General features: G+C 44.2%; 8 protein-coding genes. 1 reads left to right on the top strand and 7 read right to left on the bottom strand.

Going from position 1 to position 17,086, the window contains the following annotated elements:
- Nucleotides 1-14: 14 nt before the first annotated feature.
- The 5 genes from proB to CXF61_RS01450 all read right to left on the bottom strand — a co-directional run bounded on the left by proB (nt 15) and on the right by CXF61_RS01450 (nt 7,409).
- Nucleotides 15-1,187: a glutamate 5-kinase gene (gene proB / locus CXF61_RS01470; RefSeq protein WP_102094427.1), complete on the bottom strand. Its 1,173-nt coding sequence runs from the start codon at nt 1,185-1,187 to the stop codon at nt 15-17.
- Nucleotides 1,188-1,264: 77 nt separating this feature from the next.
- On the bottom strand, nt 1,265-2,470 hold the full coding sequence (cgtA, locus tag CXF61_RS01465; protein ID WP_057759175.1) for an Obg family GTPase CgtA: 1,206 nt from the start codon (nt 2,468-2,470) through the stop codon (nt 1,265-1,267).
- Nucleotides 2,471-2,760: 290 nt separating this feature from the next.
- A complete protein-coding gene (locus CXF61_RS01460; protein ID WP_165596901.1) occupies nt 2,761-4,203 on the bottom strand; it encodes a glyceraldehyde-3-phosphate dehydrogenase in 1,443 nt (480 codons plus the stop codon).
- A 370-nt stretch (nt 4,204-4,573) separates the two neighbouring features.
- The gene (locus CXF61_RS01455; protein ID WP_165596900.1) at nt 4,574-5,806 is read right to left on the bottom strand and encodes a lipocalin family protein; all 1,233 of its coding nucleotides are present in this window, start codon (nt 5,804-5,806) and stop codon (nt 4,574-4,576) included.
- 466 nt (nt 5,807-6,272) lie between these two features.
- Nucleotides 6,273-7,409 (bottom strand): NUDIX domain-containing protein, encoded by a 1,137-nt coding sequence (locus tag CXF61_RS01450; protein ID WP_165596899.1) that lies wholly within the window; start codon nt 7,407-7,409, stop codon nt 6,273-6,275.
- Nucleotides 7,410-7,708: 299 nt separating this feature from the next.
- Here CXF61_RS01450 and hemP point away from each other — a divergent pair, with 299 nt between their 5' ends.
- Nucleotides 7,709-7,867 carry a hemin uptake protein HemP gene (hemP, locus tag CXF61_RS01445; RefSeq protein ID WP_227672156.1) on the top strand — a complete coding sequence of 53 codons (159 nt, stop codon included), beginning with the start codon at nt 7,709-7,711 and terminating at the stop codon, nt 7,865-7,867.
- A 151-nt stretch (nt 7,868-8,018) separates the two neighbouring features.
- Here the strand turns inward: hemP and CXF61_RS01440 are convergent, their stop codons facing one another.
- On the bottom strand, nt 8,019-13,013 hold the full coding sequence (locus tag CXF61_RS01440) for a translocation/assembly module TamB domain-containing protein (RefSeq protein WP_165596898.1): 4,995 nt from the start codon (nt 13,011-13,013) through the stop codon (nt 8,019-8,021).
- Nucleotides 13,014-13,132: 119 nt separating this feature from the next.
- The gene (locus CXF61_RS01435; RefSeq protein WP_165596897.1) at nt 13,133-16,702 is read right to left on the bottom strand and encodes an autotransporter assembly complex protein TamA; all 3,570 of its coding nucleotides are present in this window, start codon (nt 16,700-16,702) and stop codon (nt 13,133-13,135) included.
- Nucleotides 16,703-17,086: the final 384 nt, after the last annotated feature.

Below are 17,086 nucleotides of genomic sequence, written 5' to 3'. Positions count from 1 at the left end.
GTTATATAAAAGTGCTATACAGTTAATGCAAGATTGTCACGGTGTACCATGACGACACGTTCTTCGCTACTGCCAAAGATCTTATCGAACTGTTCGGTACGCTCACGAGCTACGCGGCGCGCATCATTCGATGAGAAGTTTACCTGCCCGACGGCTATGCGTTCGCCAGTATCTTGATGGATGATTTCTACCACATCACCTTCATCAAACCCGCCCCGCACTTCTACCACGCCTACTGGCAATAAACTTCTATTGTGCTCAGTCAATGCTCTTGCAGCACCTGCATCGACGACCAAGCTACCTGACATACGTAGATGCGCAGCTAGCCACTGTTTACGCGCGATGATTTTATCTTCGTCATTAGTCGTCAGCAAGGTACCTACAGCTTCGCCTGAAACCACACGGGTAATAACGTCATCGATAGCACCGCTGACGATAACGGTAGGACAGCCACCCATAGCAGCAAGGCGTCCAGCACGGATTTTGGTCAACATACCACCGCGTCCAAGCTTACCGCCGTCTCCTGCAATATCAAATAAATAATCAGCCATTGCACGCTCTTGGCGAATCATCTTGGCATCAGGATTATCACGTGGGTTATCAGTGAAGACACCTTCTTGATCAGTTAAGATAATGTACAAATCAGCATTAACCATTGCGGCTGCCATCGCACCCAAGGTATCGTTATCGCCAAATTTAATCTCATCAATCGTGATGGTATCGTTCTCGTTGATAACAGGTAGTACGCGCCACTCTAATAACTGTGTCAGCGCACCCGTCGTATTAAGATAACGGCTACGATTAGACAAATCATCATGAGTTAGGAGTAGCTGCGAGCTTTGAATGCCATGCTGAATCAAAGCTGACCACCATGTTTCAATTAACCCCATTTGACCAATAGAAGCACAGGCTTGTAGTGCTGCTAGTTTCTTAGGACGTTCCTCAAGGTTCATACGTACCACACCTTCAGCAACGGCACCTGATGATACTAGCAGTACCTCAACGCCTTTTTTGTGCAGCTTAGCAATTTGCTTTGCCCACTCATATATGGCAGTACGATCCAGCCCTCGACCGTTATTGGTTAATAGTGATGAACCAATTTTGACAATAACGCGCTGAATATCAAAGTTGCGAGTTTGCTTAACAAATCTTGCTTCTTCCATCGTGTTTGCTATGTCATCTGCCATATAAACTCCTTTTTTCATATCAATTGATTGTAGGGATTAAATTCACAATTCAAGTATAACTGCTCAAGCATACTAGCTTAAGGAACGTACATTACCTCAACGCCATCGTCATCATCGTCGTCAAAATCAGACGCATCCAAGCCTTCACGCGCCGCTTTGCGAGCTGCACGATACGCTTCACGCTGTGCTTCAGTGTTAAGACGTACTTCAGCTTCCAAACGCTCGAAACGTTCTTTTTGTGCTTCAGCGAAGATAGGATCTTCTATTTCACGCTCACGCTCAAGTTCGATATCATTCATTAGATGATATTTGACCGCATCAACGCCTTCACCAGTTAGCGTTGCCGTACGGAAGACCATACCAGTCCAACCAAGCTCTGCGACGATATGAGTACAAAGCGCGTTCAAATCTTCATCATTAACCTGATCGATTTTGTTTAATACCAAAATCTGCGGCAAGTTGGCCAATTCAGGAGAAAAACGCTCAAGCTCGTTTAGGATAACGCGAGCATTTTCGACTGGATCGCTGCCATCAACAGGCTTAACATCAACTAAGTGTAGCAGACGACGCGTACGCGCAACATGCTTCAAGAAGCGAATACCAAGTCCTGCGCCTTCTGATGCACCTTCGATAAGACCAGGAATATCTGCCATCACAAATGAGCGATGACGACCAATATCGACCACACCCAAGTTTGGTACTAGGGTAGTAAACGGATAGTCAGCCACTTTTGGTCTAGCAGCAGAGACTTGACGGATAAAAGTCGATTTACCAGCATTAGGCAAACCAATCAAACCAACATCAGCCACCACTTTTAGCTCAAACTTAAGAACTTTTAGCTCACCTTCAAAACCTGACGTCGCTTTACGCGGTGCTTGGTTGGTCGAGCTTTTGAAATGGGTATTACCTAGACCACCATCACCACCTTTGGCAATCAGTAGTGTCTGGCCAATCTCAATCAAATCGCCCAATACTTCGTCTGTTTCGGTATCAACTACCGTGGTACCAACTGGTACTGGTAAATAAAGATCATCAGACCCTTTACCTGAACAGTTTCTACTATGGCCGTTCTCAGCACGCATGGCGTCATGACGACGCGTATAACGATAGTCAACTAGAGTGTTGGTGTTATCTTCTGCAATGACATATACATCTCCGCCCTTGCCGCCATCACCACCATCAGGTCCACCACGTGGGACATACTTCTCTCGGCGAAAACTGGCGATTCCGTTACCACCGTCACCTGCTTTTACCGTTACGACGGCTTCATCAATAAATCGCATCTTACGTTCCTTAATTCACAATCCAGTCTATAAACTGGTTACAACCAACGGTTGTATTTTGGGGTTTTGCTATGTTGTTGCGTCAAAATAAACACTGTATAAAGTCTACTTTTACTTAGTGCCCATTATGACAATAACACCCGATAATCAATCGGACTATCGGGTGTTTAAGTATGACAGTTAAAGTCTTACCAAGCTATTTAAAGTAGCATCTGCTATAGCGCCATTCTTATGACACGATAGCGCTACTATACTTGGTATGACGTTATTGCTCTACTGTATTTAGTAATCTATGCTGGAATCTGAGCGTAGCTGATTCCTGCCATTTGCGTCGCCAAACGCAATACCTGAGTACTATAACCTACTTCGTTGTCATACCAAACATATACGATGGCTTGGTTGTCAGTCAAAATAGTCGCTTGAGCATCGATAATACCAACATGAGTCGTACCAACGAAATCCGTTGATACCGCTTCTGTAGAATCTGTATAAGCAATCTGCGACTGCCAAGTGCTGCTGTTAGCCATTTTGCGTAAGAACTCATTCAACGCATCAGCGCTTGCTGGAGCAGCTTTCAGATTCACGTTCAAGATTGCTAGGCTGACGTTTGGTGTTGGTACACGAATAGCGTTACCCGTTAGCTTACCGTTTAGTTCTGGCAATGCTTTACCAACAGCTTTTGCAGCACCAGTACTGGTGATAACCATATTCATCACAGCACTACGACCACGGCGGTCTGCTTTATGATAATTATCAACCAAGTTCTGATCATTGGTAAATGAGTGAATAGTCTCTACATGACCATTTACAATACCGTACTCATCATTCAATACATTCAGCGTTGGCGTAATCGCATTGGTCGTACAGCTAGCAGCACTAACGATCGTATCATCACCAACGGTGTCATTGTTCACACCATAAACGACGTTTTTGATATCACCACCAGCAGGTGCGGTTAGCAACACTTTTTTCACACCAGTAGACTGTAAGTGCTTACCAAGGCCTGCTTCGTCTTTCCAGATACCTGTGTTATCGATAACAAGAGCATTGTCGATACCATAAGCAGTATAGTCGATTTCGCTTGGGTCTTTCGCATAGATAACTTGTACAAAACGACCGTTAACGATCATGCCGTTGTTATCGTCGTCAATGCTGATGCCGCCTAAGAATCTACCATGAATTGAGTCACGCTCAAGCAATGAGATGCGCTTAGCCAAGTCACCAGCAGCGGCTGGACGTACAACGATCGCTTTTAGTTGTAGACCTTTCGCGCTTGATGCTTGTGACAATAGCAGACGAGTCAAGATACGACCGATACGGCCAAAACCGTAAAGCACAACATCCGTCGCGCCATTTACAGCACCAGCGTTGTTGATAGACTGTAGAGCGGTTTGTAAGTCAGTGTCATTAGCAATCAGTTGACCAACATCGATACGAGTGGCTTGGATATCAGTGTTTTCTGAGATAACTTTTACCATCGCTAGAGTATCAGCGATATCGATAGCCTTGGCGCCATGATCGCGTAGTGCTACTTTTTGATGTAAAGCAAGTATTTGACCAACTGAGGTAGAGTCTAGCGTTTCGCCAAACAAAGTCACTTGTACGTCTTGCTTGTTATAGAGCTTGTTTAGTAGCCCCATAAGCTCAATCGCTTGTTGCTCTTGATTGTTGTAGTTGTTCAAGTGGTCTTGATGTAATTGGCGTAAGGTATCAGCGTTGCTCACGAGAAACATCCTTATGGTCAGTAATGTATGATCAATAAAATATGAAGAAGTGTAAAATAGATAGGTCGTGTATGCTCTAAATGGCGACTCTAATGTGATAATCAACCACTATCAATATGGGTTATTGACGCTAGAGTATTTGAATCGCCTAGATTTTAGCCTAAAACGCCTCATTTTGCCAGTGGTAACCGATTAGCTAGCGTGCATAATAGGTTTTACTCTCGTATATAGCTCTTATATACAGCTCTTATATATAGTTCTCATATACAGCTAGTAATAAAAACAAAGGCAGCTATATATGCTGCCTTATTCGAGACGTAATAAAATAATAATCGCTATAGGGCTTAATTAGTTAGAGCAGTAGATTTAGTTATAACGCTTATGGTGCTAGACTTACCGTTTGGTCGCTCTGCGACGTCAATGTAAACTCTTTTAAGTCATAACCTTGCTGCTGAGCAATTTGACGATATTTAGTATACGTTTCCTGACTGATATTTGGCGAACGTGCTAGTAGCCATAAGTATTTTTTGTCAGGCGTTCCTACTAGCGCAGTTTTATACTCCGCATCACGTGCCAGTACCCAATAGTCAGCACGGCCGACTGGAATCCAGCGAATCCACTTCGGCAAGAACGTCACTTTTAGTTTGCTGCCGCTTTCATCGACTGGCTTAGCCAAACCCTCTGCGATAATACCTGAGCCGTCCTCGCTCACACATTTATTAGTAACCGTGATTCCTGAGCCGTCCTCTTTTTGAGCATAGTTAGCGGTAACATCACCAGCACATTTACGTTGGAAATACATCGGCAAACGGCCGATTTCATACCAAGTACCTGCATAAGTGTTCAGATCTACGCTATCTACGGTAGTTGGGGTGCTTGCAGATTTATGAATAATATCGCTTGGCTTAACCGATAGTACATCAGTCGTGGTCTTCTCACTCATCGCATCATCAGACATTCCATTAGTTGCCGAGTTATTAGTCCCCATGTTCACTGGCGGCGTGGCCGCATAGGCTGAGAACGCTGCTAACGGTATAATAATCGCTAAAGCAATGCCTGTATGTTTGATCAGTCCATTCATAAATATACGCTCCGGTATTTCTTTGTAGGATGAATTATTTGTTGATGCATCACCGATTTGCTCAGCATCGATAGCCTGTTCAGAACCACTGTGTAGATTATCTATTTGATCCTCTAACAGTCCTGACATTAATGGCTCATCTTCATTCAGCTTTTGTGGCTGCTTATTTTGCGCTGACTTGTAGCCAGATGACTTGTAGCCACTAGCCACGTCATGATTGTCCTCATTGCTATTTTTTAGATCTTTGCTTATCTCATTGTTACTCATAGCTGACTCTTTTGCCCTAGGGCTTTTGTCGGCGCTTTTGTATCCAAAATAGCTGTCTTGCGAAGACGTGTCTTTTGCCAGATGGTGCGAATATTCGCCATTCGAGCTGTCGTGATTATAGCTAGCATCGTTACTAGCTTGGTTTGTCTGTTGCGTATCATCGCCATATTCATTGTCATTAAGCGATTGCTTAGGCTGCTGAAGTTGAGAACCAGCTGCCTGTGAATCAGTCCATGCTGACTCAGGTAACTTATTGGTTTTCATAGGAGTACCATTCTTAAATAGTGATTGTTAAAAACGCTGTATGTACGGCATCTATTTGGTCTCGTTTTCTAAAAGCCATTTGCTTTGGTATACATTATCTGTGCAAAACTTGACTCTACAAAAGCTTTTTTATTATTGTATTTTGAGCATTACTTTTGGTTAGTCACTTGTCTATAGAAATAAGATCAACGTATCGTAGATATGCAATATATATTAAGGACAACTGGACTATTAAAACAGTAGTGCAATGTAGGAAAACGCAACGGTTTGTAAGTAACTATGGGGTTTGAGTGTTGTTTGAACACATCATAACCACACAGTTACTTGCTGGATAACTAAGTTAAAAATCAGTTATTTGAACTTACTAAGCTTAATACGCACGTCTAATACGGGTCACATTCAGGCAAATGGAACTATAGATTGCCTATAGCTTTCTTGAGTCATGCGGATTATATAAACTGGCGGATTATATAAACTGACGAATGCCTGCCACACTGATACCGCCATACTGCAATGCTTGATTGAGCATAGCAGGCTCCAGCCCGCCTAACCCAATGACAGGCATATCAGCTAACTCTGCTAACTCCGACCATGCTTCCCAGCCAAGTGGTGTGTCATCAGGATGCGTTTGGGTGGCGAACACAGGCGATACGAAAGCACCGATCACTGGTGGTAGCCCATGTTTTATTCTTATGCTGGCAATTTTATTGGCTGCCGTTATGCTCGCGATGTCATGGCAGCTGACGATAAGCGGATGGTCTTTAGGTAACGACTGCGTGAGAGCTGTAGAACTGCCTACCTCATTGAAACACTGCATCAGTGTCGAGTGTGTCAAATGCTTGGCAACTATTCGCTGGCTAATCTCTGTCTCATTAGCGGTTAATGAGCCTTGCTCATTCAAAGGCTGCTCATTATCATTAGGTAAAATCGCTAAAATATCTGGACGTGCCGTCATCAATTGCTCAGCAAGATGTTTAGAATTTGCGTCCTTCAAGCGGATATATACCCACGATTCTGATGCTAGATTTTCTTGGTGATATTGTAGCCATGCTGCCGCTGCATCAGTATGTGCGCCAAAATGTGCCAGAGGATAAGTAATCGCTATCTTCGATGGGAGTTTCAACCATTCAAGGATTGTCTTGTTAGCAGCGGGTAGATGATACGCTCCTGCCAAAAGATATGGTTTGGTCACCCAAGTCAGTGCCTGCCCTTCTAAACCTTGTTCACAGTGTTTATGCTGCTCGTACTGCTCTGCTGTCAGCTCAATCTTATAAACCTGTAAGCTGACCTGCTTGTCGCCATAATCATGATGCAAACGCCCAAGCTTAACGATAGTATTATTATCAAGCAGGATACCCGTCTCTTCTGCCACTTCTCTTATCAATGCCTGCGCTGCTGACTCATTTGCTTCTATCTTTCCACCAACGAACTCGTAACGATTTCCTTGATGCTGAGTAGCATCTCGAAACCCAAGCAAATACTGATTTTTATAATGAATGACAGCCACTGCAACATTTACGATGCTGGGTTTGTTAGTTTTCGTCTTACCATCTGTCTTACTTTCCGGCTTGGTTTCTGATTGTTGATTTGACCCGTTCGACATACTTATATCCTTTATTTCGGTGTTTACTCTGATTATTTTTGATAATTTAATAGTTTTTATAGGCTAGATGATTCATTTAAATTTATTGCCTAACTTATTAATTTATATGGATAAAATATTCAACTAAGATATTTTATGACACTAAACTTAGATAAGTTTACATAATAACTGCATTTTATTTTATCAATTGCCTTGCAAATTTATCAAATCTAAATGATAATTATTATCGTTAAAAACAATTACGCTATGGTTAGCCAATTTTTTAAGCCACTTCTTCTCAAAAGGAATTTACTATGAGCATGGTCATCTCTCGTTATTTAAACTGTCGTGAAAACCGTCTACCTACTTTACAATCACAACATCTATTTGCACTGACTAAAGAGGTACGTATCGAGCATGAAGGCGAAGAGTATCGACTACGCCTAACTCGTAACAATCGCTTGATTCTAACCAAGTAACGTCTATTTCAGTGACACCTTTTTCAATACTTCTATAAAAAAACGCCTTCATTATGAGGCGTTTTTTTATAGGCTATCCAACTTAAAAATAATTTCAAAAGCTCTCTCAGTTAACATCGACTAGAAAGCAGTTGTCTTATTAATAAACGATTTAGAACTGCCAACTATAGACCACATCTACTGCATTTTCTGCTGCTGAGCTTGCTTCTACATAGATGCGGCGCGTCAATTGATAACGAACAGAAAGGCTGTTTTGCGCATTGAAAACACCCACGCCATAGCGAATGTACAAATCAGGGGTAACGTAACCTGTAACGTTGACATTGGTGTCCTCGCTACTACCTGAGGCATCGACTGTCAGACTTTGCAAGCCGAACGCTTGCCCGATTTGATTGGTCAGGCTACGAGTGCCACTCAGACCAAAGCTCAGTCCAGCGGCAGCCAGATTATTGGTCACTTGCGATTTAAACCCTTGCTCACTGATTTGCGTCGCGCTCTTATTATCGATGCGACCCGTCACCAATGCATTCATGGCTTGTTGCTGTGTCAGTCCTGCATTGTTAAAGACGATAATATTAGGGCTTTCAGTCGTTCCTTTGACACGCAGACCGACTGTTTTGCCATTAATCGTTTTGGCCGCTTCAATACTCAGACTCGGTTTCATCACGTCACCATTGAAACGAACTTGACCATAATTCAACTCTAGGCTTTGGCCAAAAGCATTGATATTGGTACGGCGTGAGACCTGCACAACACCTCTGGCACGCATGATACCTGTGCCATTCTGAGTCACATTAATCGCACCTGCCAACGGAATGACGGCGCCAAAACCACGGAAATTGATATCATCGCCCAAATCAACACCGATATCAGCATTGATTGACCAAGGTTTTGAGATAGCCAGTACTTCATCGATATTACCAATCAAACGGCGATCTAGTACGACTGCATCTTCAGTCTGAGTAATGATATCTTCGCTGGCTTCAGGCGGACGAATGGTCGCAGACGGCACACTGATTGCCCCTTTTATATCAACATAACGGTCGCCTGGGCGCACGATAATATCGATATCAGGATCAATTTCAGCAACCAGTAATGGCGGCTGAGTGATGACTAGGCCTTCACCGACAATACTCAACTTGGCTTGCAATTTTTGCTGCCAATTGACTGTCCCTGACAATTCGCCTTCACCTGTACCACTATTGAATGTGCCATCAATGGTCGCTTGTGTGCCGCGGATTTTGGCTGCCGCATTTACTTTGGACAAATTCACTGGCAAATCAAGCATGGCTATACGGCCGTCAGAGAGTTTTACGTCGCCATAGAACTGTGGTTTGGTTAAGGTGCCACCTAGGCCACCAGCCATTGTAACGTTACCTCTTAGGACGCGCATACCAGGGAAGAAAGGCTTAAATATCGCAAGATCAAGCTCGTTCAGCACCAATGCACCAGAGATTGGTTTAGGGTCTTTATAAGGATCGACGATCACCTCAGCATAGCCACGCGCCCCGCGTCCAGTATTGATATCAGTACGCAGCTTGATGCCCTTAGGCACAGACAGAGCAATGAGAGACACGCGCTTGTATGGCAAGGTCATTGATGTGCTTTCGCCGTCTTGAACAAGGCCTATCTTGCCATTGTCTGAGTATAGCGTGGTATTAATGGTTGGCGGACGACCACGTTGCCACCCAACGATTGCTTTACCATTAATCTTGCCATTCCAGTCAATATCTTCTGGCAAGAACACTGAGAATAACGACGTGTCTAAATTCTGCAACGCTACATTGACTTCACCTTGGTCTGGCGATGCCACTAGTTTTTCACGTAGACAGAGTTTGCCTGTTTGATCCGTGGCCTGCCAGCAGTGAGCGGCAAGCTGTACTTTTAGATCACGATTCTCACCACCTTGGTTGTAAGGTAAATTCACAATCAGCTGTGCAGGTTGCAATTGATTCAAAGTCGCATATTTAGATTTAATGCGGCCTTTTCCAATGACACCTGACCAGCTTAGCCTGTCTCGATCAAAACCACCTTTTAGCCTAGCGCCGACATCGAGTTGCTTATTGGCCACATTGAGATCGACCACATGAGCTTTTTCGGTACCATTAAAGGACACTTTAACACTATCGAAACTCTGACCAGCAGCATCTAGGCCTTCAGCCGTCACGATTAACTGGCTTGGGCTATTAGCCAAGTTAACAAGCTTGCCGCGTACACGGCCTTGACGCAATATAAAGCCAGGTAGCGCAAGTCGCTCACCGACCAAATCAATATAAATAGTAGGCAGTGCTTGACCAGCTGGTTGAGACAGCGTGGCACCGCCAGTGACTTTACCAGCCAGTTGGCTAGACAGCTGATCTAGACTGGTGATATTAATTTTAGTTTGTAGCTGCTTAGCGTTGCCGTTAGCGGTGACATAGTTGTCACCCCAACGCAGTACAAGGTTATTAGCGTTTAGGCTATCAATCAAAGCATTTACTTGCTTGTATTGTGCTTGGGCATCTTGGGTCTGAAGTTGTTTAAAGTAACTTGCTAAATCTTTAGGCAAACGCATTTTCGCTGATAGACTGCCTTTGGCACTCAGTTGCTGACCTTTCAGCATGCCATTTAGATTAACTTGTTTAATATTGACAATCTGCTGCGTGTCACTCCAGCGGCCATCTGTATCAATCGTACCAGTGATAAGGCTTGGAGTATCTTTTAGGAAGTAGCCAATGTTAAAACGATCCATCACCGCGTTGATATCCCATGCAACGCCTTGACGCACATCAACGGTACCGCTGGCATCGATACTACCTGCCGCACCCACATGACGGAAACGGTTGATACGGATCAACTGACTGTCACCACTGGCTTCTATATTTAGCTTACCTGCTGGCAATTGCTCGGCATCTAATATGCCGTTGAAATTTACGGCAAAGCGCTGCAATGTGCCTGCAGTGTTTTTGCTGTTTTTTGGCGCATTTTGCCATTCGCCACTGGTATTTAGATCGCCTGTGATTATCGCTGGATTATTGGGTAAGAAGTAACCCAAATTGAACTGGTCAAAACGACCATCTATATTCCAGCCGATATTTTTACGTAAGTCGATAACACCTTTCGCATCAACTGCGCCCGCTTCACCTTTATAGTTCAGCTTACGAATACTAATCAGCTTTGGCGTACCCGCAGCATCAATAGACAGACGACCTTGTGGTACATCTGCTGTATCAATCCGACCATCAAAACGCGCATCAAAGACTGACAGCTCACCACCTATGATATCGACACTGGCATCACCAGCACCGGTAATACCAATAGCACGATCTGCTTGCGTCGCATCGAGCTGCGCTTGCATGTCGGTATTGTTTAAAGTAATCACGTGACGTTGACCACTGACACCATTTTTAGTGATGTTTAGCAGTCGACCACGCGCGCTTATACTACCTGTTAGGCGCTCAAGCGGTAAATCGCTACGATATTTCTTAGGAAGTAAACCTTTGGTACTGGCGTCAATCTGCCATGTCAGTGGACGCTGCTTGCTCGCCAACTGAATCTGTCCTGTGCCGGATAAGTCTCCTACGATGCCATTATAATTAAGACGATTGATATCTATGACATCACCAGCCTTACGTATACGTAGATCATAGTTGCCTTTGGGGGCAGCATTTAGCTCATTGATAACGGCATTGGCATCGACTGATAGAGTCGAACCACGAACGATGACGTCCGCCTGACCACTAGGACTGTCGATATTGCCAATATTGGGGACGTTACGGCGGGTTAGGTTTTTCCAGTTAGCATCAATATACCAAGGCGCAACTTGCTTAGATTTGGCAGAAGTTTTACCGCGAACCATATTGGCATTGATGTGCTCACCATCACGCTGACGCAAATCTGCATCGATCTGTGTATTACCAGTACCATTCTGCTGCTGATAACGCAGTGACAGCCTACCGTTGAGGGTTTGCGGCGCATAAGCTTTGAAGTCAGTGTATTCATCAGGAATAGCACGACGAATATTAAAGTTGCTGCCCGTCGCACGCACTGTGGCCTCAAAGCTGTCTTTCCAATCTAAAATACCTTGTAACGCCAAACGTCCCGCTGGCACGTCAGCGTCCAAGCGATCTATACGTAGCTGACTGTTGGCAATAACGGCGCGGCCTTGGTAATGACCTGATGGAATGTCTTTGGCGGTCAATTCAGTATTGATACGCAATCGTATCTCAGAGATGACACCAGAAGCTGTGGCTGTACCGCTTTGTAGGCGAATGTTTTGGCTATCGGCGTAAGGGATAAGAATATCATCCCACTGTAGTTTTGCATCAAACGGCGCACCCGCATCTAACCCTTGTACTACAAAGTCGCCTTTCACATCGCTATCGTTATAACGACTGCGCACCTTACCAACAGTACGTTTTAGCGTTCCCGTTGCAGAGATATTCAATGGGTCGATATAGGCTTTTTCAAGGGCGCTGACTTCCGCAATCGCACTCAAATCTAGTGGATAGTCGCCCTGTAGGTCAATCTCTCCTTGTAAGGCACTAACTTTCACGATATCAGCATACTGCAAATCACCGCGGCCAACGGTTACCGTACTACCTACCCACGTCAAGTCACGCGCCGTAATGTCTTGAATAATGATAGGGTCTTTGGTTACTTGCTTATAAGTGATTTTCTTAATTTTTGCTTGGTCAAAACGCAAATTTACTGGCAACTTTAAGGTTTTATAATCGAACGGTTCACCAGTAGGTGGTTTTTTATTGATAATTTCTATAGTCTGAATGTCTGCATCGCTTAAATGCACTTCTTTTGCAAATACTGCACGCCAGCCTATTTTGACGTAGGCCTTATCTACTAATATCTCAAGATCTTCAGTCGCTTCAATATCGATATCAGTGACCCAAATACCATCGCGCAAGTTACCGCGTCCATATTTGAAATCAATACCTGTTTCAACACTAATTTTTTCTAATATAAACTTCGTACCAGCGTCCGTACCAGCCGCATAAAAGAATATGGCAAACATAATCGCCAGTACGATAAGCACCAATACCAGCAGTTTAAGCAGAAATGACAACGGATACCAACGCCTAACGGCACGGGCATCACGCTGTGCTGGATCTTCATCTGGAGCATTATTAGGCGGGGTATTTTCTGTCAGCATGACACTCAACTACGTTAAAAAATGAAGACCAGCAATCGGTACGATAAGTACTGATTAGAACATTTGGAGCTACTAAACATTTGGAGCTACTAAACATTTAGAGCGACTACATTAAGCGATTATAACGGTGAACCAATGAAGAAGTGCAGTCGTACTGGAATACTTTCCTCGGTCACGCCAGCAGCCACATCGACACGCACCATTCCTACAGGCGATGCCCAGCGGATACCGACACCAACGCCGACTTTTGTCTCAGTGTCAAAATCTTTGTCGTAGGCATTACCGACATCAGTGAAGAATGCGCCACGGAAACCTGGTTTAAATTCATAGTTATACTCAGCGCTACCGACCGCTAGCACCTGCCCGCCCGTCAGATAGCCTTTATCTAATGGTGACAAGCTCTCATAGTCATAACCACGGATACTCTGATCGCCACCTGCAAAGAAACGCAACTTATAAGGCACATCGTAAAAATCATCCGCCCAGATATAACCGGCATTGGCACTACCTAATACTTGATGTTTTTTGTCTTCGCCAAAGCTATAGATACCACTAACGCCTGCGCGAATAATCGCCATATCGGTATCACTGAATGCGCTATCAGTGCCAGCCTCGATTGAGTAGTACTGGCGCATGCCCTGCGTTGGGTTGGTAGCATTGTCAGTATCTGTTTTATTCATACCGTAGCCAAATAGCAGCGCGCGCTGTTTCGGACTTGAAGAGGTAAAGCGGATAGGCAGATCATCTAGTGCTGCCCCATCAACCCCTGTCTCAAGCTCATCCAAGCGATAACGCACAGAGTAGCTGCGATTCCAGCCAGTGTCACTACGAATGTTACGTGCCAAAGCCGCTTTTAGCGTTGTGGTTGATAGATCAAAGTTGCCTTCACCTTGATCAATTACCTCTTCTTCATAAGTCAAACGCCCATCTAACTTATCATTGAGCGGATGCTTCCATGGACGACTGGCATAGACAGCCACGTTTTTGCTGATTCTCGATACTTCCGTCTCAGCCCCTGCTTGATAGCCTTGACGGTTAATCAAGTTATAGTCTATTTTTGCAGTGGCGCGAACGCCTGTATCTGTTCCATAACCCAGACCAACTTGAGCATCACGTGGTTTATCCGCGTATACAAACACATATAAAGGTACTTTTTTGCTTTCTGCAACGTCTTGCGGCGTTTTACGTCCTGCTAGCGTTGGCGGTACAAAGTTTTCATCAGCGATCAGACTTTTTTCGTCGGGGAATATCTTTTGTGCGACATTGCTGATTGAGTCACTGATTTTGCCCAATAGATTATCGGCTTCCTGATCTTTTTCATCAAGCACGCGATCATTCGGCAAGCGGCTTAGTCGTTCTGCTTTTTGTCTGATGGCTTGCAGCTTATCAAGGGTAGCTTCATCAGCTTCAAAATCAATAGCAGCGATATCCGCTTCATTGACCGTTTCGCCACTGTTAGCACTCAGAGCATTATCGCTCTCTGCACCTATGTCGCTATTATCATTGACCGTATCTTCTTTACTAGCAGTCACATTTGAGGCGGCTGCACCATCATTGCTACTCAGATCTGCGACGCCATCATTGTCCACATTATTAATATCGTCATCTAATGTGCCGTTACCCTCGGTAGCAGCATTGTCAAACGCCAAGGTACCAGCTTCACTACTATCAGTTGGTGGTAGTATCGACTCGACGTTGACCGTATTAAAGTAACGAGTTGCCGATAGGTCATTACTGAACTTCGTAACTGCGGGACGATAAAACGGCTCACCCGGCGTAAAGCCATAGAGCTGTTGTAACAATGAAAGCTCTACTGGTAGCTTGTCAGGGTCTTGGGTCAGCGTATTGGTTTCTTTGTCGTAGGTAAAAAACACCACATCGTCAAACTCGTAACGATCACCCGTGTTGTAAACCAACGAGACATCCGCTTTGTTATCAGGCAAGATGATATCAACAGATTTATTCAGCCAATACTGGTCAAAGTAACCGTAGGTATTGCTCAAGGCCTCTAAAGCCGCTTTACTGCTCTTATAGACACGATGATTAAAAATATCACCTTCTTGCGGTGGCAAGTCTGCCTCAAGCGATGCAAACTCTTCTTGCTCACTGCCCTCACCGCGAATCTCAATAATACGGCTGTCTACCAGTACCGGCTCGCCTAGCTCTTCAATCACCACATTGACTGTATCGCGGTCAGGTTGGGTCAGACGCAGCTCAACCTCGTAGTAACCAACAGCTTTAGCAGCATTCTGTGCCGTCTCACGCAAACGTGGCAATGCCGCAGTAAAGTCAATAACCGACTGAACGGAAGTATCATCCAGTGCTGCTTTGATGTTTTTCATTGGCTGAATATCGTTGTCAGCCTCAACCAACTGAGCCTTACCATTAGGAGAGTCTTCAGCGGATACTTGCTCTAGATAAATAGTGGTTTCTACGTTTGGCAGAGCCACCACGCCACCGTCATTGAAAAAACGATTGTAGAGACGCGTCACGATATTACCTCTATTGCGTGCGCGTGGCCGTGATCTATTGGCTTGTTCGATACTTTGATCGACAGCCTGAGTATCATTCTGATAATCTGGTAGATAGTCATTCGGATTGATAATATCTGTCGTCGTACCTTCTACATTGGCAGGCACATTCGTACCAGCTATCACCTCATCACTACTATCATCAATCGTCAGGCTATTTTCATTCTTAACAGTAGCTTCATTACTAACAGCGCCACTTACCTCAATCGGACGTGACATCCCTTCAGCTGTGCTCGCCTGCTCTTGCGATGTTTCACTTCTACCCAACGTATCAAGGTTGTTAGGTGCTGGCAAGTTTGTTGCATCTAGCTCTGTATCTAGACCAATTGGCGATGTTGTGTCATCTAACATAGCGATTGGCGCATCAAAGTCACTGTCATTATTGCTAATATTGATACTGTCAATGTCTTGAGCGTTCTGCGCATCCATTGCCGCTAGCTCACGATCGATCTGCTCAGGGGTCATCATTTGATAACCCTGCTGCTGGATCTCGGTTGCTTGTTGCAATAGGTCATCATTAGAATAGTTTGATTGAGCATTATTGGGATTATATGAATTGCGTGGACTATCAGTGAAAGTCCCTAAACCTTGATAGTTGTTTTGAGAAGTTGTATTTTGTGAATTACTGCTCTGAGAAGATATGCTTTGAGCATTGGCATTTTGCGTCGTCGAGTTTTTAGAGCCTGACTTTGTCGAGTTAGGTCTCTTAATGCCCAAGCTCTGTTCGCTATAGTCGTCCAATACTGACTGATCGATGATGCCTTGCTCTACTGCTTTTTTTAGACGTAGCGCATCTAGAGCCATATCTAGCTGAGTGTCGTCATCTGACAATGTAGCTGACTGCTTTATAGACGCCTGATCATTCGCAGCTTGACTATTGTTGGTCTGGTTACTAAGCGTTTGATTTCTGTCAGTTTGGTCAGTAGCAGATGAGTTAGTGATAGCGGTATTGTTTACATTATTAATGGTATCTGCCATTGCTGCAGGTACTATACCGAAGAAACTGGTCGCAAGCGCAGTGCACAGTGCAGAGCGTCTGAAATTTTTACGCGGCGCTGCTGGATATGTACTTGGATTATTATTATCGTTTTGAATTATGGCTGTGTCACGCTGCATCATGAGACCCTTGCATGCTCGAGTTGAAGGCTGCTTTATCATCTTTACGTCCTATCAGCTCACGCGGCACAATCTTATCAACGATAACGATCGTCAAGTCTGACCGGTGAATAAACTTATAGCAGTTATCTTGAATTAATGGTTTACTACTTTAATTTTATGACTGGTTATCTATAGTGTCGGCTTTAGCAATGTATGTCTACTGCCTTGTAGGTCTACTAGCTTAGAGAAGGCTACTAGCTTATAGATAGCATTGACGGGTAGTAGCCTTTGTTTTCTCTACTATTTATACCCTAAAACGCAATCACATAAAATTTATAAATCATAACTTAGTTAAATATCGAATCATAGCATTGACTGCATGTATTTTCACCGAAGCCTTGCTATTATACGGCTTAATATTGATAAAACCTATGCTATATCTTG

The sequence above is a fragment of the Psychrobacter sp. 4Dc genome (genome assembly GCF_002836715.1).
In the GTDB taxonomy this organism is placed as follows: domain Bacteria; phylum Pseudomonadota; class Gammaproteobacteria; order Pseudomonadales; family Moraxellaceae; genus Psychrobacter.
This window is presented reverse-complemented; position numbering and strand designations above follow the sequence as displayed.